15 protein-coding genes are annotated in these 17,519 nt (G+C 66.3%); 6 read left to right on the top strand and 9 right to left on the bottom strand.

The genetic code is table 11. The features are described 5' to 3' along the window. Nucleotides 1-101: 101 nt before the first annotated feature. Together AAHM41_RS31460 and AAHM41_RS31455 are read right to left on the bottom strand one after the other, a co-directional pair. Nucleotides 102-659: a hypothetical protein gene (locus tag AAHM41_RS31460; RefSeq protein ID WP_342240580.1), complete on the bottom strand. Its 558-nt coding sequence runs from the start codon at nt 657-659 to the stop codon at nt 102-104. A gap of 150 nt (nt 660-809) precedes the next feature. Continuing rightward, nucleotides 810-1,040: a hypothetical protein gene (locus AAHM41_RS31455; protein WP_342240579.1), complete on the bottom strand. Its 231-nt coding sequence runs from the start codon at nt 1,038-1,040 to the stop codon at nt 810-812. A 590-nt stretch (nt 1,041-1,630) separates the two neighbouring features. On the opposite strand from AAHM41_RS31455, the gene AAHM41_RS31450 reads away from it, so the two are divergent. From AAHM41_RS31450 to AAHM41_RS31435, 4 genes are all read left to right on the top strand, one after another. Beyond that, on the top strand, nt 1,631-2,101 hold the full coding sequence (locus AAHM41_RS31450) for an aminoacyl-tRNA deacylase (protein WP_342240578.1): 471 nt from the start codon (nt 1,631-1,633) through the stop codon (nt 2,099-2,101). Nucleotides 2,102-2,283: 182 nt separating this feature from the next. Next, on the top strand, nt 2,284-3,384 hold the full coding sequence (gene pdhA / locus AAHM41_RS31445) for a pyruvate dehydrogenase (acetyl-transferring) E1 component subunit alpha (protein ID WP_342240577.1): 1,101 nt from the start codon (nt 2,284-2,286) through the stop codon (nt 3,382-3,384). Next, the gene (locus AAHM41_RS31440) at nt 3,377-4,357 is read left to right on the top strand and encodes an alpha-ketoacid dehydrogenase subunit beta (RefSeq protein ID WP_342240576.1); all 981 of its coding nucleotides are present in this window, start codon (nt 3,377-3,379) and stop codon (nt 4,355-4,357) included. Before pdhA ends, AAHM41_RS31440 begins: the two co-directional genes overlap by 8 nt. Before the next feature lie 18 nt (nt 4,358-4,375). After that, the gene (locus AAHM41_RS31435; RefSeq protein ID WP_342240575.1) at nt 4,376-5,479 is read left to right on the top strand and encodes a dihydrolipoamide acetyltransferase family protein; all 1,104 of its coding nucleotides are present in this window, start codon (nt 4,376-4,378) and stop codon (nt 5,477-5,479) included. Between the two features lie 482 nt (nt 5,480-5,961). Here the strand turns inward: AAHM41_RS31435 and AAHM41_RS31430 are convergent, their stop codons facing one another. The 7 genes from AAHM41_RS31430 to dctP form a co-directional block, all read right to left on the bottom strand. After that, complete coding sequence (locus AAHM41_RS31430; RefSeq protein ID WP_342240574.1) at nt 5,962-9,318, bottom strand: hypothetical protein; 3,357 nt, start codon at nt 9,316-9,318, stop codon at nt 5,962-5,964. 126 nt (nt 9,319-9,444) lie between these two features. Then, complete coding sequence (locus tag AAHM41_RS31425; RefSeq protein ID WP_342240573.1) at nt 9,445-9,972, bottom strand: 3-isopropylmalate dehydratase; 528 nt, start codon at nt 9,970-9,972, stop codon at nt 9,445-9,447. Between the two features lie 10 nt (nt 9,973-9,982). Beyond that, nucleotides 9,983-11,242, bottom strand: a complete 1,260-nt coding sequence (locus tag AAHM41_RS31420) for a 3-isopropylmalate dehydratase large subunit (protein ID WP_342240572.1) — start codon at nt 11,240-11,242, stop codon at nt 9,983-9,985. Nucleotides 11,243-11,247: 5 nt separating this feature from the next. Continuing rightward, complete coding sequence (locus AAHM41_RS31415; protein WP_342240571.1) at nt 11,248-11,871, bottom strand: RraA family protein; 624 nt, start codon at nt 11,869-11,871, stop codon at nt 11,248-11,250. 69 nt (nt 11,872-11,940) lie between these two features. Beyond that, entirely contained in the window at nt 11,941-13,245 is a 1,305-nt protein-coding gene (locus AAHM41_RS31410; RefSeq protein ID WP_342240570.1) for a TRAP transporter large permease, read from the bottom strand. After that, on the bottom strand, nt 13,245-13,787 hold the full coding sequence (locus tag AAHM41_RS31405) for a TRAP transporter small permease (protein ID WP_342240569.1): 543 nt from the start codon (nt 13,785-13,787) through the stop codon (nt 13,245-13,247). The genes AAHM41_RS31410 and AAHM41_RS31405 overlap by 1 nt, the downstream gene beginning before the upstream one ends. Before the next feature lie 58 nt (nt 13,788-13,845). Continuing rightward, nucleotides 13,846-14,862, bottom strand: coding sequence for a TRAP transporter substrate-binding protein DctP (gene dctP, locus AAHM41_RS31400; protein WP_342240568.1), 1,017 nt, complete (start codon nt 14,860-14,862; stop codon nt 13,846-13,848). Between the two features lie 211 nt (nt 14,863-15,073). On the opposite strand from dctP, the gene AAHM41_RS31395 reads away from it, so the two are divergent. Together AAHM41_RS31395 and AAHM41_RS31390 are read left to right on the top strand one after the other, a co-directional pair. After that, nucleotides 15,074-15,862 carry an IclR family transcriptional regulator gene (locus AAHM41_RS31395; protein WP_342240567.1) on the top strand — a complete coding sequence of 263 codons (789 nt, stop codon included), beginning with the start codon at nt 15,074-15,076 and terminating at the stop codon, nt 15,860-15,862. 172 nt (nt 15,863-16,034) lie between these two features. Then, nucleotides 16,035-16,793, top strand: a complete 759-nt coding sequence (locus tag AAHM41_RS31390) for an SDR family oxidoreductase (protein WP_342240566.1) — start codon at nt 16,035-16,037, stop codon at nt 16,791-16,793. Nucleotides 16,794-17,519 lie beyond the last annotated feature (726 nt).

Raw genomic sequence — 17,519 nt, 5'->3', positions numbered from 1 at the left:
GAGGCGTTCGCGGCATGGCGTAACGCGGCAGGCGTCGCCGCCTGAGCCCGGCGGACGCTCGCTTCAGAGCGGCCACACTCGACAACGTGACAAGCCCGCTATCAGCTATTGATCCGGGTATTCCCCGAGACCTCGCACCAACGGCTCCGCCACAGCCGATAGGCATGGCCGTACTCGCTGGCAGGGCAGGTGTCGTTGCCGAAGCGGTCGCGGAACGGGTTGACGACGCGCCGGCCGCAATGCTCGAAGCAATCCGAGACTGTCGCCAAGCCGGTGGTCTCCGCGATCGCGTCGTTCCGGAGCCCGCGGAGCAGGGCAAAGGCGTCGAGGCTGCACATCCCGAGCCACTCATCGACATCCGACGGGACGAGGCAATGCCGGCGCGGCAGCCGCCAGTGGGCGAGAACGTCCCAGACAATGGCCGCGGAGTCGTCGTCGTCCTCGCGCGGCCGGCCGGTGATACGGAGGTCAAGCCGCTTCGCAAAACAGCCGGTCAGTTGCACCCATTCGGTTCCGACGCCCTCGACAGACAGCCCAAGCCGCTCAAAATCCGTGAGGCCGGGACCGGTCGCGGTCCGCGTCCGGAACAGCGGCTGCGTAGCGCGGTGACTCGCCTCAGGGTTGGGGGTGGAGACCAGGTAAAGGACTTTGTTGTGCATGTTTCCTCAGCAATGAGTGCCGTCCGCCGCGGCGGTCGAGATCACTCCCGCCAGTTGACCCCTGATGAAAGACATCTGTGACCCCACTCCTCCGGTCGACAGCTGAGGGGGGCAAGGTTTGCCCAGCACGAACCGTCATCGCCGCCGCTCTTACGCAAGCTCCGAACCGGTTGTCTTGGCGACGAGGTACTCTGCGCGGATCGCGGCAACACTGCTGAGGCTGACCGAAAAGTAGCGCGCGATGTCCTCTTCCGTCATGCCCATATCAATCAGCGCCGCGAGGGCAGTGCGGCCGATCGGCCAAGCTCCACCGATGAAGCCGCCCTGTTGCGGCGGCGCGTCAGGCAAACCCCGGATCAAATCGGTGCTGTCTGCGGGCATTTGCCGGTCCTCCCTGGGTTCGTGGGTTCCTGTGGTCGTTGGGAAAGCGTCGACAGATGGGTTCGCCGCGAATGCCTGGGCCGGCGCATCGCTGCGATGTCGCATCTCCAGTGATGCGCCGGGGACACTATGCTTGGGCGACCTTGAATCCAGCTGCCTCGGTCGATAAATCAGCTCTCTTCATCTTTGTCAATAAATTTATTGATCCAAAGAACGAGATTTGTGCCCTTTCACAGACGTAAGTCATACATTTCAAATGTTGTCAGACATTTGGTCTTGGATCGCTCAATGAATATGTTCTTATCGGGCTAAGAATACTATGCGGAAGCGCGCTTCGGCGCAACCTGACTCTTCACAGGCGTTCGGCGTCGCCCGTACTTCGGCCATATGGGTCCCAATCAGCGTTGGATCAGGCCCCATGTCGAAACCGTGTTGACGCGAATCCGCAGCCACACATCGGGATCGATTGTCGCCGACGAGTAAGGGACGTATCATAACGAAGTGAGCAGCCACGCACCGTGAGGCGGCGGCCTGCCAGGACGACCCTCACAGAGCGCGCAGCCTATGGTCGGCGCATAGGAGGGAACACTATGGCCATTGCCCCGACACTCCAGAAGTATCTCGCTGACGAGCGCATCGAGTACGATGTGATCACACATGACTCGACGCGATCGTCCACAGGCACGGCCGAAGCATGTCACATCCCAGCGGATCGTCTGGCCAAAGGCGTCGTGCTTCGCCGTGAGAGCGGCTTCGTCCTCGCCGTCCTGCCGGCGTCGCACCACCTCCGCTTGTCGGATCTGAGGACGCAACTCGGTCGTGACATCGAGCTCGCCTCCGAAACGGAGATCGATGAGATCTTCCGGGACTGTGCCCACGGTGCCGTCCCCCCGGTTGGCGCGTGCTACGGCCTGGGTGTGATCGTCGATGACAGTATCCAGGAACAACCAGAGGTCTATCTGGAGAGCGGCGATCACGCGACGCTTGTCCATATGAGTCAGGCGCAGTTTGCGCGGCTCACGGCAGGGACGCAGCACGGCCGCTTCACGATCCACAGCTGAGGACCCGTCGGTCCGAAAGCTGGATCCGGATTGTGGGACATGCAGCCCCGTGGCGCATCGCTCACCCGATGATCGATGATCCCGGCCATTCCGCTTCACTGCCGCCTCCGCAAGGGGGTGAGCCGGCGCCTCGCCTGCGAGCCTCATGAGCGCTCAACCGTCCACCGACACGAGGCGAGAGCATGGCTGAAACAACAGCGGCCGATCTGGAACTCCCGGTGATTGCGCGGTTTGAGGTGCGCCGCCGCAGCTATCTCGCGCCGGACGGCCGCGTCCGCAAAGGGTTGCCGAGCTTCGCGTCCGACACGGATTTGCTGGTCTCTCTGTTTCGGGCCATGGTGCTGACCCGCGCCTTCGACGTGAAGGCCGTAGCCCTTCAGCGCACGGGGCGCCTTGGGACCTATCCCGTCTCCCTCGGCCAGGAGGCGGTGTCGGTCGGCATCGCCAGCGGCATGCGGGTGGAAGACGTACTCCTCCCTTCCTACCGTGACACCGGAGCGCTTCTCTGGCGCGGGGTCAAGATGGAGGAGATCCTGCTCTATTGGGGGGGCGACGAGCGCGGCAGTTGCTTCTCCGGGCCCGCCCATGATTTCCCGTTCTGTATCCCTGTCGGGTCGCAGGCACCGCATGCTGCGGGCGTCGCCTATGCCTTCAGGCTCAGAAGGGAGCCGAGGGTCGCTGTGTGCCTGCTCGGTGACGGGGCGACCTCGAAGGGCGATCTGTGGGAAGCGATGAACTTCGCCGGTGTCTGGAAGCTGCCGGTCGTGTTCGTCGTCAACAACAACCAATGGGCCATTTCCGTACCGATCAAGCTCCAGACCGCATCGCAGACCCTGGCCCAGAAGGCGATTGCTGCCGGATTCCCGGGCGAGCAGGTGGACGGCAACGACGTGATTGCGGTTCGTGCCGCCGTGGAGGAGGCGATCGCTGCCGCCCGAACCGGCGAGGGACCTCGTCTCATCGAGGCCGTGACCTATAGGCTCGGTGACCACACGACGGCAGATGATGCCGCACGCTATCGCTCGCCGGAGGAGGTCCAGGCGCGCTGGAAGGAGGAGCCCATCGCACGGATCAGGGCTCATCTCGTGAGCCGGCAGGCGTGGGACAAGGCGGCGGAGGAGCGGCTGTCGGCAGACTGTCAGACGCGTATCGAGGCGGCCACCGCGCACTATCTGGCCATAGGCCCGCGCCCGCCCGGAACCATGTTCGATCATCTCTATGCCGAGCTCCCGGAGGCCTACGTCGCCCAGCGCGATGAAGTGAAGGGAGCATCCGATGCCTGAGGTGACGCTCGTCGAATCCATCAACCTGGCGTTGGCCCGCGCTCTGGAGGACGACCCCAATGTCATCGTGCTCGGCGAGGATGTCGGGATCAACGGCGGCGTCTTTCGCGCCACTGCTGGTTTGCAGCAGCGGTTCGGAGCCGAGCGCGTGATCGACACGCCACTGTCCGAACTCCTGATCAGCGGTCTGTGCGTCGGCATGGCGGCTCAGGGCCTGCGGCCCGTGGGCGAGATTCAGTTCATGGGTTTCCTCTATCCTTGTATCGATCAGTTGGCGAACCATGCCTCCAGGCTCCGCAATCGCACCCAGGGGCGGCTCAGCTGTCCGATGGTCCTGCGCACCCCCTGCGGCGCCGGAATCCGCGCTCCGGAGCATCACTCGGAGAGCACCGAGGCCATGCTGGCCCAAATTCCGGGGCTGCGCGTCGTGGTGCCGTCCTCGCCCGAACGCGCCTACGGTCTCCTTCTTGCCGCAATCCGCGATCCGGACCCGGTGGTGTTCCTCGAACCGACGCGGCTCTACCGGGCGGTGAAAGGTCAGGTTGCGGACAGCGGGGAGGCGTTGCCGCTGGACGTCGCCTTCGTGCTGCGGGAAGGGCGGGACGTGACACTCGTCAGCTGGGGAGCGACGCTGAAGGAGACTCTGATGGCCGCCGAAGAGCTTGCAGCCGACGGCATCGACGCGGAGGTGATCGATCTCGCGACGCTCAAGCCTTACGATGAGCGGACCCTGCTCGCCTCGGTGGCAAAGACCGGACGATGCGTCGTCGTGCACGAGGCGGCGCGTACCGGAGGCTTCGGCGCCGAGATCGCCGCTCTGATCGCCGAGCGCGGGCTGACTTCGCTGCTCGCCCCGATTGCCCGGGTCACCGGCTATGACACGGTCATACCACTGCACCGGCTTGAGCAGTACTACATGCCATCGGTCGGTCGCATCGTGGCCGCGGCACGCCGGATCTGCCAGTTCGGTTGACGCTCATCGGAGGCTCCCATGCGCGAGTTCCTCCTGCCCGATCTCGGCGAAGGCCTCGAGGAGGCGGAGATCGTCGATTGGCACGTGACGGAAGGCGACCATGTGGTCGTCGATCAGCCGCTCGTGTCGGTCGAAACGGACAAGGCCGTCGTGGAGGTGCCGTCGCCCTGGAGTGGCCGCATCGTCCGCCTGTTCGGCGCCAAGGGAGATGTGGTGAAGGTTGGCGCCCCGCTCGTCGCATTCGCGGACACGGTCGAAGAGGATGCCGGTACGGTGGTCGGCGAACTCGATCGGGGAGGGCAGGGGCCTCTGAAGGTCGTGGCGCCGACGGAACCGGTGGGCGGCGGCCGCCTGCGCGTCCTTCCGGCGGTGCGGGCGCTTGCGCGCAAGCTCGACGTCGACCTCAATCTCGTGCAGGCCACCGGGCCCGACGGCACGATCACGCGTGCGGACGTCGAGCGGGCAGCCAGGAGCTTGGTTGACGCGGGCCCTCCCGAGGCGCTGAGAGGCATGCGTCGCGCCATGGCGCAGAGGATGGCGGCCGCGCATGCCGAAGTCGTCCCCGCCGGGGTGACCGACGAGGCGGACATCGACGACTGGGCGCCAGGCGAGGACGTCACGATCCGGCTTTTGCGGGCGATCGCAGCGGCCTGCAAGGCCGAGCCGTCACTCAATGCCTGGTACGATGCAGGGGCTGGCGAGCGACGGCTGCTGTCGCGCATCGATATCGGCATCGCGGTGGACACCGGGGACGGTCTCATCGTTCCGGTCTTGCGCGATGTCGGCGGGCGTGCCGCAGGCGACCTGCGCGCCGGCCTCGATCAGCTGCGGGCCGATGCCGCCGCGCGCTCGATCCCGTTGGAGGAGCTGAGAGGGGCGACCATCACCTTGTCGAATTTCGGCATGATCGGCGGACGCTTCGCGAGCCTCGTCGTCGTACCGCCCCAGGTGGCGATCATCGGGGCCGGCCGCGTCGACCGACGCGTCATGGTGCATGGGGGCCAGCCGGCGGTGCGCAGGGTGTTGCCGTTGTCCCTGACCTTCGATCACCGTGTCGTGACGGGGGGCGAGGCGGCACGCTTCCTTGTCGCGCTGAAGTCGGACCTTGATCTGGCCTCGTAACGGCAGGGACTGTCAGCAAGTCCGTGTAGGGCGGGTGGTTCAACACGTCGGGCCGCCATGGCCCTGATGAAGCGCTCCCTGAAGAGGACGGCGAACTGTGCCTTGCATCGGTTCGGCACATGGCGGCGCCCCGCTTGACACCATCGGCCGCAGCGGCATCGACCTCCTCATTGGCACGCTCCGCATGGCCGGGGCCGTCTGGGAGAGATTCGCGGAAGCTATACTGCGGTGGCGAGCTTGTATGGGTATCGGTGGTATCCTGTCCCTGCAACCAACTTTGTTATAACTCCCTCGATATCGAGGTCTGACCGGGGCCCCGCTGGCGAAAGCCCGCCGGCTTCTGCTTTGCGGCACGCCGCGTGTCCGCAGTCACTCGAGACTGCCGACATACATAGACCGTCAGGGGGCACTCATGTCCATGTCCTGGCCTTCGACGTAGAGCCGGAGAGCTCTGCCGTCCGGACCCGTGACACACCTCCGTCTCAGGATCCGGTCGGCAGGGCATATCCGGCACCCTGTGCCCAGCGCTGGAAATCCTCGATCGTCTCGATCCGGTTCCGGCTGGGTCCCAGGACCGGCACCCGCTCCCCGTCCGGCGTGGTATGGAGTTCGACTGTGTCCGGCGCTTCTTCTCCTGGCTCCGACCGAACCGGGAACTCGCCGTCATTCGGCTTCACCTGGAGGGCGTAGTCGATCAGCATGTCGCGCTCGCCGAGCAGTTCCCCCTCGTCGAGGCTGTAGAGATAGTCGACCATCTCATGTGGCTCGACGCCCTGCGCCCGCGCGATCTCCGGGTTTAGAGCCAAGTAGGGCACGCCGTTCTCGTCGCAGTTCGCCAGGCTTTCAGGCTTGTCGACATTGGGGGCCGCGCCGCGCAGATAGGTGGCCAGCGGCCCTTCGAGGCGGTTGGCGTCCTGGACATGGCGGTATTGGTTGATGCCTGTGACCAGCCCCGCGGTGAGCAGGAAGCCTACAGCGACGGCCGGCCCCGCCGCGGTCGCCCCCGGAGCCAGGGCATAGATGCTGGCGGCGGTGCCCGGCACCCAAGCGGCGGCCATCGGCAGGTCGCCCCGGCGCAGCTCGTCGAAGGTATAGGCCACCGACAGGGCGGCCGTAGCGCCGCCGAAGATGCGCGGCAGCCACCCCCAGCCGCGCAGTCTGCTGATTTGCGAGAAGTTGGCCCGGCCGGTGGCCCAGGCGCGCGCGCCGCCGACCGCCTGGGTCAGGTCCCAGGCCGTGGCGGCGGCGAAATACCCACCCCAGAGCCGGTCCATCACCCTCGGTGCCTCAAGGAAAGTGGCACCCCAGGCGTTCAGGGCTGCAGACCCGATGCTGACGAAGGGGATGGCCGGGGCGCGCGCCGCGAAACCGGTGCGGGCCTCGATGTCCTGGATCGGGTTGGCCTGGAGCCAGAGCCGCTGGGCGGTACCGGTCAGCGCCGAGAAGCCGCTGCGTGCGGCGTTCTGCGGATTGTACAGTGCCGCCATGCGTCTCTGCGCGTCGAGGCGAGCCTGGAGGGCATCGAGCCGCGTGTTCATCGTGGGCTGGATCGGTGTCATGCCGGGGAGCATGCCGCCGCCGGCCTGGCTCTGGAAGGAGAAGACCTCCAGCAGGATGTCTCGCCCGGCTCGGGACAGGAAGCCGGCATTCGGCGCCGGTCGCACATCCGGTTCGGCGGGATCGGGCTCGCTGAAGCGGTCGAGCAGGGCGAGCGTCAGCTCCGGGCTCTCGTAAAGCACGGCCCGGGGATCCTCCAGCGATTCCAGCTCGGAAGCCATCTGGGCGTAGGGGTCGTCTGCCGGCAGCCGGCCGAGCTCCTCGACCAGCCGGTCGAGATCCTCCGCGGGAACGTCGCGCATCCGCGCGGCGGCCTGGTCTGCGGCCACCCGTTGCGACGCCAGGGCCGCGCTGGGGCTGTACTGGGTGAGAAGCGGGATGGCGTTGACCTCCGCCTCCTCGCCCTCGCCGGTCACCACGTCCTGGTTCACCTCGGTCTCGAGCGCGGACCGGGCGTCCTGCAGGCGATGGGCGCCGTCCAGCCCTTCCAGCTCGGGCGGTAGCTTCTGCGTCGCAGCCAGCGTCAGGACCACGGCCTCGCCGTAGCGATCGGTCTGCTCGACCAGGTCCTGCTCCGACTCCAGCAGCGCGGCGACCCCGTCCTCGTGCGAGAACGTGGTCGATCCCTCGAAATTCTGCCGCCCCAGCTCGGCCGGGTAGACGACGTCGTCGTAGAACTCCTGCCCGGTGGATGCGGCGTTCTCCTGCAGCCGCTCGACGCCCATCCCGGCCTGCTCGAGGATGATCGACGCCTCCGCCTCGTACCGGGGGGCGCCGTCTTCGCCTGCCATCAGTTGGCGCGCGACCTCCTGCGCCAGGGCGGGGCTGTGGCCGTCGCTGATCGCCTCGCGCAAGCCGGCGCCGATCTGGAGCGCCACGCTCTCCGACGACTGGCGCGACTGCGACCCGGTCAGCTCGATCACCCGGACCAGCGTGGCCGCGAGATCCCGGACCGCATCCTGGCCCTCGGCTGTGTGCATCCGGTCCGCCAGGAGCGTGAGGTCCGTCATCGCGTTTCGGACCCTCGGGTCGTCTGCCATATCGGCCGCTCTGCCGAGGTCGACCTGCTGACGGAACAGGTCGAACAGGGCACCCTCGACCGCGGATTGCGACCCCTGGACCCGCTGGGCAGCGAGGCCGATGTCGATGCCTTCCGTCTGTTCCACGAGCGTCGTCAGCGCCGGCAGCGTGTCCGGCGCATCGAGGGCGGCATCCATGTCTTCCGCCGCGTCGTTGACGGCCTGGACGGAGCGCAGGACCAGGATCTCGTCCGCGGCGCCATTGACCATCGACACCAACGGATCGCTGTCGAAGGCGAGGTCTCGGTTCGGTGTCGCCGCCGCCAGGATCTGAGCGACATTGCGCACGGCCTCGGTCCGGATCAGGTTGTCGTTCGCCCCATTGCCGCCATTGGCCTCGACCGCCTCGTCCGACAGCTCGTCCATCAAGGCCACCATGCCCTGCCGCACATTCGCCCATTCCGTCGACCCGTCCTGGCGCCGGGTGGTGGTCGGCGTGCCCTCGGCCGCCGCGACCAGGTCGCGCAGGCTGGCCGCTCGCTCCTCCCCCGTCGCCTGGTCCTCGAACGTCACCTCCCGGCCGAAGATGTCGTCGATCTGAGCCCGGGCGTCGGATCTGGCCTGATTGACAATCGCAGCGAACCCGGAATGCCCGTCGCCCACCGGCATGATGGCATCGACATGGCTGTCCAGCGCATCGGTTAGGCCGTCCTCGTCCAGTGCGGAGGCCAGGCCAGCTTCGAGCAAGCCGGGCGCCAGCAACGCCGCCGCCTCCCCGCGTCTCTCTTCCGCTGTCTGCCGCACCGATGGAGCCTCCGCGGCGTATAGGTTCCGGAGATTGGCCGGTACCGCGGCGAGATCGCGCGTCATGGCGTCGTAGGAAGCCTGCGCAGTCACCGCCTCGTCCGTTATCCGAACCGCCGCCTGGACGCTCTCGAACAAGGCCTGGTCGAGGATCGTCAGCATATCGCCCTCGACGAGGACATTCGGGTTGTCCCGCAGCGCCGGATTCATCAGCTGCAGCTGCGCCACCGTATAGTCGTGCTCCTCGCCGATCTCGATCGCGGTGTCGCCGAACCGGATCCGGCGCACGACAACTCCACCGGGCGTCGCCTCATCCTCCTCCGGCGCGGATGTTTGCCCGGGGACGCCGGTCTGCCGCAGCCGGTCGACCGCGGTGTCAAAGCCATTGCCCAAGCGGTTGTCGCGCTGCGAAGCCTGGGTGAGACGATGGGAACGCGGGAAATCGAGCGGATGCAGCAACGAAGCCTCCTGTCTTAGGGGATGCGAACGACACAGTCCTGGACGGTTCGACCGTCTCTGGTGTCGGCAAAATCGCCTCGACGCGGCGGGCAAGGCCCGTGGGCGAAGCTCAACGAGGGACAGTCGTCATGGGGGCACTGGACGCCGCCGCTTGAGCCTGTCCCGAAGCGAGGCTTCCCAACCGCCGGCTGCGACGATGTCGAGAAGAAATGCAGGAAGCGGCTGGTAACGCCCCGTCCATTGCCGCGTGTGGTTGATCATCTCGCCGCTCGCGAAGTCGACCTCCAACTCGTCGCCGGTCTCCACCCGTTCCGTTATGCCCCGGCAATGAGGGAGGAGGGGGAGGCCGGCGTTGACGGCATTCCGAAGGCTTCCGCGGGGGATCGACTCGCAGACGAGGCCGCAGCCATGGGCCGCGATGCCGAGCAGGCCTTGGATATGGGGGTTCCCCTGGGCGAAGCGGCGACCTCCGACGATGATGTCGCCGCGCTGAACCTTGGCCGGGAACTCGGGATCGAGGCCGATCAGCGAGTACCGGCGTAGGATCTCCGGCCGCGTCTCGCGGGCCAGGGCCAGCTCGAGCGGCATCATGTCCCCGTCCACGGCGACGTCGTGCCCGAACTTCCAGCAGCGTCCGCGGAGCACCCAATCCATCGCCGCCTCCTCAGAGAAAGTCGCGGGGATCCGCGATCGCCCCCATGACGGCCGAGGCGGCGACGGTCAGGGGGCTGGCGAGGTAGATCTCCGCATCGCGCGCGCCGAGCCGCCCCGGATCATTGCGGGTTCCGGTGTTGATAGACACCTCGCCGGGGGCCAGCGGCGCGATCCGCCCGCCCGCGCAGGGGCCGCACCCCGCCGGTGTCACCATTGCGCCGGCATCGTGGAACACCGACAGCACCCCTTCCGCGGCTGCCTGCGAAGCGATCTCCGGTGTGCCGGGCGTCACGACGAGCCTGACGCCCTGTGAGATCCTGTGTCCCCGCAGGATCGTTGCGGCATCTCGCAGATCAGACAGGGATGCGTTGGCACAGGAGCCAATGAAGGCATGCTGGACGGGGCGCCCAGCCACGCGCGACACGCCGACGACCCGGTCCGGGGTGGGCGGAACGGCCACCTGAGGCTCGAGGAGACCGAGGTCGTAGCAGAGTGTTGCCTTGAACGCCGCATCCGGGTCGCTGCCGACCGGCTCGATCCCTCCGTGCACCCGGGACGCGAGCCACGCCTCCACGACCTCATCCGGTTCGACGACGACGGACTTCGCGCCCAACTCGACGGGCGTGTTGCACAGGGTCATGCGCTGATCCACGCCGATTGCGTCCAGGGCCGAGCCGCCGAACTCGACCGTGCAATAGTCGACGAGATCGGCCCCGAGATCGGCGATCAGGCGCTGGGCGACATCGCGGATCGTCACGCCCGGGCGCCGCTCCCCGCTCAGCTCGATCCGAATCGTCTCCGGGACCCGGATCCATGCGGTCCCCGTGGCCAGCACCTCGGAGATCTCGATGACGAGAGAGATGCCGAGGCATCCCACCGCGCCGTAGTTGGTCACGTGCGGATCGTATGCGAGAACCAGCATCCCGGGGCGCACGAGGCCGCGTTCCATGGGAAAGATGTGGCCGTGGCCGCCACGGCCGGCATCGTAGAAGTGTCTGATGCCGTATCTGGCGGCGATCTCGCGCACAGCCTTCTGGCGTTGGGCCGCCTGAAGGCTGACGGCCAGCGGTTCGTGGTCGCTGGAGAGCAGCACCTTCTCCGGCTCGCGGAGGCGCTCGACGCCGAGCTCGCGCAACGCCGCATCGAACTGCGCCACGTACCAGTCGTGCACGGTGATCAGGTCGGGCACGGGATAGACGTAGTCGCCGGCCTTGACCCGGCGGTCGCAGGCCCTGGAGAGGATCTTCTCGCTGATGGTCTGGCCCGTCATCGCCGTCACCCCGCAATCGGCAGTTCCAGTACCTCGCGGAGATCCGCTCCGGCGCGGATGCGCAAATCCCGGGCGTTCTCCAGCTGCTTCTGTTCCACTGCGCGCAGGGCGACATCGGCGAGCCGGGCCGACGCCACCACGACCACCCCGTCCGAATCTCCGACCACAAGGTCGCCGGGGCACACGACCACGCCGCCGACCGACACCGGGAGGCGGTCCCAGCCGGGATGGGCCTTGACGGTTCCGCGCAGCGAGAGGCCCGCGCCGAAGACCGGGAAGCCGAGGCTCCGGATCTCGTCGATGTCCCGTATGGCTCCGTTCGTCACCAGCCCGGCAATGCCGCGCACCATGGCGGCGATCGTCGAGGTGCCGCCCCATACGGTCGACCGGTCGGTTCCGCCGCCGTCGATTACGAGCACCGAGCCGGCGGGGGCGGTCGCGATCGCGCGCAGGACGGCGAGACTGTCGCCGGGCATCGTCTTCACGGTGAAGGCCGAACCGGCCATGCGCAGCCCCGGGGTCAGGAGCCTGATCGACGGCGCCATGTCGCCGAGCTTGCCGGCCGCCTCGTAGATCGTGGCGGTCGGCATTTCGCGGAGGGTGACGAGCGCATCGTCTGCGGAGGCCATGGTGATCCTTTCGAAGCGAGGCGGGCCGGCGAGGGCGGTTTCGGACGAGATCTGCGGTGGCTTCGCCGGCTACATGGTGGCCGGCAGCCAGGTGGAGAGAGCCGGGAAGGCAATGAGCAGCCCCAGGATGCCGATCTCGACGAGCACGAACGGCCAGATGCCGCGGACGGCGTCGGTGAGCTTCATCTGACCCTCGCTGGCCGAGACCACGGCGAAGAGATTGATGCCCACCGGCGGTGTGATCGCGCCGATCTCGACCAGCTTGACGAACAGCACGCCGAACCACACGGGATCGATGCCGAGCGACTTTGCCACCGGGTACATGAACGGCAGGGTGATGACGGCCATCGATGCGCCATCGATGAACATTCCCAGCACGAAGTAGAAGACCACCATGAAGGCAAGAAACTCCGTGGGCCCCATGCCGCTCGATCCGATCCAGTCCACGAGCGCCGGCACGAACCCGCTCGTCACCATGAAGCGCGAGAACAGGAAGCCTGCGATGATGATCAGGAACAGCGAGCTTGCCATCGTCGCCGAGCGCGCAACGCAGTCCCAGAAGACGGCGGCTGTCATCCTCCGCCGCGCCAACGCGATCAGGAGCGCGCCCAGCGCGCCGATGGCGCCCGCCGCCGAGGGCGGAAAGAGCCCGGTATAGATGCCTCCGAGCACCACCCCGACCAGCAGCGCGATGGCCCAGAGGGGCCGCAGCGAGCGCATCTTCTCGGTCAGGGTGTATCGTTCCGTCGGCGGAGGGGCCCAGTTCGGCGCGATGCGCACCATGGCTGGAACCAGGGCCAGATAGATCGCGGCCGTGAGCAGGCCCGGAATGATCCCGGCGATGAAGAGACGTCCGACCGACTCCCCGGTCATGATGCCGTAGAGCACGAAGGCCAGGGATGGCGGGATCATGACCGCGAAGGTGCCGGCAGCGGCGATGCAGCCTGAGCTTACCGCGCGATCGTAGCCCAGCCGGATCATCTGCGGCAGCGCCAGACGCGTGAAGACGGCGGCGTTGACGACGGTGGACCCGGAGACGGCGGCAAAGCCGGCGGAGGCAAGGATCGTGGAGACGTAGAGCCCGCCCCGCATCCGCGACAGCCATTTGTGGGCGGCCTCGAACAGCGCCTCGATGATGCCGGCCGCGGCGGCGATATTGCCCATCAGCACGAACATGGGCACGACGATGAAGGTGTAGTCCGCCGCGGTCGCGTAGGGCAGCGTCTGCAAGGTGACCGCCACATAGGGATAGCCCGCCGTGAGCAGCATGCCGGCAATCGCCACCAACGCGATCGACATCCCGATCGGAATGCCGATGCCGGACGCGGCGGCGATTCCGAAGACGGCGGTGGCGCCGAGAGCAAGGGGCGACATCAGAAGATCTCCGACTGGACGGCGGCGATCTCGGCATGCCGAGCCGTCGGCTTCGAGACGGCGAGGACAAGGAGCTGCCGCGCGACCTCCAGCGCGGCGGCGAGGCACCCCAGGAACACGGCGGCCTTGAACGGATAGAGCGGGAAGGACACGAAGCCGGGTGACAATTCGCTCGCCGCGATGCTGCGCACCGCAAGCGTGCAGGTATTCGCGGCGAGCAGGCCGAACAGGGTCAGGGCAGCCACGAGCGCCAGGACCTCCGCGCCTCTCCGCAGCGCCGCCGGCATCCGGCAGGTCAGGGTGTCAATGGCGATGTGACCGTGCTGCTCGGTAACCCAGGCAAGGGGCATGAAGATCAGCAGCGCCTCGAAGGCCTCCTGCAGCTCGATTGCGCTGGGCACGGCCCGGCCGAAGACCTGCGTGCCGATCACATCGGCGGACCCGATGCCGACAAGAGCCAACACCGAGACACAGGCCACCCCGAGGGCAATTCGGTTCATCAGGCGGACGGCCCGATTGAACGTCCCGATCATCAAACGCATTCCGGGCACTCCTTCGGCGAATGCGCCGCCATCGGCCGGTCGACGGTCCGGACGCTCGTCATTCGCCAAGCTTCGCGCGGGCGATGGACACGATTTCCTCGGCGTCCGGCCCCCGTCCCGCGTCGCGCTGCATCTCGAGCCAGACGTCGAGCATGTTGGGGATCTTGCCCCGGAGCTGCGCCGTCTCCTCGAACCGGACGATCTCGACGCCGTCCTTCACCATCCTCTCGACGGCCAGGCCGGCATCGGCCTCAATCCTCCGGACGGCAAACGCCTCGGTGTCGGCGGCAACCTCGGTGAAGAGTTGCCGCACCTCCGCGGGCCAGGAGTCCCAGGCCTCCTCCCCGACGATCACGGGGGCGAACTCGATCATCCCGAAGGGAATGTCGAGGAGGTATTTCGCGGCTTCCTGGAGCTTGTAATCGGCAAGGAACGGCGGGGGCAGGTAGGCGCAGTCGAAGGTTCCCTTGGCCAGCCCGTCGTAGAGTTCAGACGCCACCACATTCACCGCATTGGCGCCGATGGCCTGCCACATCAGCGGCACATAGGCGCCGTAGCTGCGCAGCCTGGCCCCCTCGAGATCGGCAACCGTCCTGTAAGGTTTCCGGCAGAGGAGTTGGTAGTTCGGCAGTGGCCGGACCCACAGCGCGATCAGGCCCAGCTTTTCGAGTTCCGTCCTGATGCCGCTCGAATCCCGGTAGAGCGACCGCGAGACGTCCATCAGCTGGCCTGCATCGAAGAAAGTCATCGGCAGCGCGTTGGCGAAGCCCGTAAGCGGCGTCTCGCCGTATTGCGCAGCCTCGAGCGTCGAAAAGTCGATCGCTCCGGCAGCGACCAGCGGCAGTACCTCCGATTGCTTCGCCAGGGCGCGGTTCCAATAGATGTCGATGACGATCCTGCCGCCGCTGCGGCGCTTCACCTCGTCCGCGAAGTACTTGTCCGCCTCGGCCACCACGTTCGAGGCCGGAACATGAACAGCGTATTTCAGGCGCATCTCCGGATAGGACTGGGCGGCGGCAGGAATGGCGATAAGGGCAAGGCCCATCAGAACGGCGGCCGCGACGGTCTTGAGCATTTGGGTCTCCCTTCTGGGCGCCATCGTGTGCACCTCTTGTTCATGTAAAGGAACTATGTTCCAAAAATGTAAAGTCAACCGGTATGGAAAGGCAATATGCTTCAGAAAGCATGCTCGCCGATTGCTCGCTTTACGGTCGGATGATGGTTCCGCATATTGAACACAGGAGGCGGCGGGGGCCGGCCCATGAACCCGATCAACGGACGAGCAGATGGTCAAATCCGCAACCAGGACTCTCGACATTCTGGAGGCGATCGCTGCCGCCCCCGAAGGGCTTTCACACACGGGAATCGCGAAGGCCCTTCGCATCCCGAAGAGCAGCCTCACCGGCCTTCTACGGAGCCTCACGCAGCGCCGATATCTCGAGCTGGATCCCCATACCGGAAACTACTCGATCGGCCCGCAGGTGCTGCCGTTGGGGCGTTCCTTCCTCGAGCGACTCGATATCGTGAAGGCGCTGCGCGGCCTCGCCGCGGCCCTGCGGGATGCGACGGACGAGGCTGTCACCATTTCGATTCTTGACAACGACAGCATCATCGTCGTGCTCAGGGAGCAAAGCCGGCAACCACTGACGCCGATCGCGCGAGTGGGGGACCGTGCGCCCGCCCTCATCACCGCGTCCGGTAAGGCGCTCGCGGCGTTCGAGGGCGAGGAGGTGATTGCCCGGATGCTGACAGCATTGGGTACGCTCGCCCCGCGGGCTGCCCTCCCTCGCGAACGGCTCCTGCGCCAGTTCGAGGAGATCCGCAACGGCGGTCTTGCGACGGTCGACGGTGAATGGATCGACGGAGTCGTCGCCCTGGGCCTTCCCGTCTTCGGCCCCGATTCTTCGCGCCCCATGGCTTCCCTGGCCGTCGCGCTGCCATCGATCCGGATGACGCCGGAAAAGCGGGAGTTCATCGAGGGCCAGCTGCGCCGGACGGTCCTGGAGGCATGTCTGCGGTTGGGCGCCAGCCCCGAGGCGGCTCGACGCGTCGCGGGCGCCGGCCAGGCCGCCTAGCGCCGCTGCGGCGGGACGGAAAAATGCGTCGCCGCCTGTGATGGTTGTGAAATTAATCGAACTCAGTTCTCGGATATGAATTTCCCTTGTTCGATCAGAAGGTGGCGGTAAGCTATTTTGTAGAACTGAGTTCTTGGTGAGGAACCCACGCCCAGTACGGAGGGAGGTCCGCTTGCCCGAGATCCTTCATGAGAGCCGCGAACGGCCTGAGCTGTCGGGCCGAACGGCGTTGGTCACCGGTGCCAGCAGCGGCATAGGCAGGGCGATCGCGCTCAGCTTCGCCGAACACGGGGCTTTCGTTGTCGGTGTCGGCCGGAGGGCCGATCGTCTTGAAGAGCTCGCCATCATGATCCGCCGGCGCGGCAACCGCTGCGACATGGTCTCGGGCGACCTGACGGACGCGGACTTCGCGGCGCGGCTGGTCGATCGCCGCTCCGATCTCGACATCCTTGTTAACGCGGCGGGCGTGCAGACACCGTCCCCTTTTGTCGACGGTGCCTTCGCCGACTGGGTGGCCATGGTGAACACGAACATCCTCGGCCTGCTCTCGGTGACTCAGGCGGCAGCGCGGGCGATGGTCGCGCGACGTCGAGGGCACATCATCAACATCGGGTCCGCCTTGGGCTCGACCGTGTTCCGTAACGCGGTCGTCTACGCGGCGACCAAGCATGCTGTGCGCGCCATCAACACCGGGCTCCGCCTGGAATTGGCCGAGCACAACATCCGGGTCACCGAGATTGCACCGGGGCTCGTCGGCGACACGGAATTCTCACGGAGCGCCACGCATCCGGACGTCGTCGCCAGTTTCTACAAACGGCCTTATGCACCGATCAGCACCGCTGAGGTCGCGGCCGCTGCCCTATTCGCGGTTCGATTCCCCGAAGGAGCCGAGATCGAGCGAGTCGATGTCAAGCCAATCGGACAGGCCTGATCGAACACCAGGTGTCCTCAGTCGTATCTTGGCGAATGTGGGCGTGATTCGTTGCGTGTCCCCGATTTGACCCTGCGCTGATCTGCACGCGCCTGAGCGACCTTGGAGTGTGCCGATTGTGGGCACGATATTCACCCGCACATCAGATGTCAGCATCACGGCAGCTACGTTCGAAGAGGAGCGGGCAGGGGCGGGAGGCGACGGCGTCGATAGACGCTCGGGTTTGGAAAAATGGCTCTAATCCATTGATCTGTCGTGGGCCTACGGCTGAGGTTTGTAGGTTTTAGTGTGTTGGATTATCTAGGATATTTAGCTCCCCACCCGGCTCACCATCCCTCCATCGCCCGTTCGTCCGAAGCATCTGCCCGCTCGCCGCCGCGGCACCTTGGCGACCGCTCGGTCCAGATACATTTTGCATAAATTCGTATATATTCTTAGTATTTATTCAAATAGATGTCATGGGTTGCAAGGGTTTTTCTGATGATTTGTTGTTGAGTATTTCATCTTCAAAGTTGAGATTGAGTTTGGGGAGATAGGGGCGGCGTCCGCATTTCCGAGCCGTCTGCTGGTCTCGCCCGGCGGCTTCGGCCGGCCGATGGATTCGAACTGACGGGGACGATTCACCATGCATCGCAGAGACCTGATGATCTCCGGGCTTGCCCTGCTCATGCTGGCGGGGGGGGGGGGCGGGGCCCGGGCGGGGGCGGGGGGGGGGGGGGAGCGAGG

Source organism: Inquilinus sp. OTU3971 (assembly GCF_038440215.1).
This window is presented reverse-complemented; position numbering and strand designations above follow the sequence as displayed.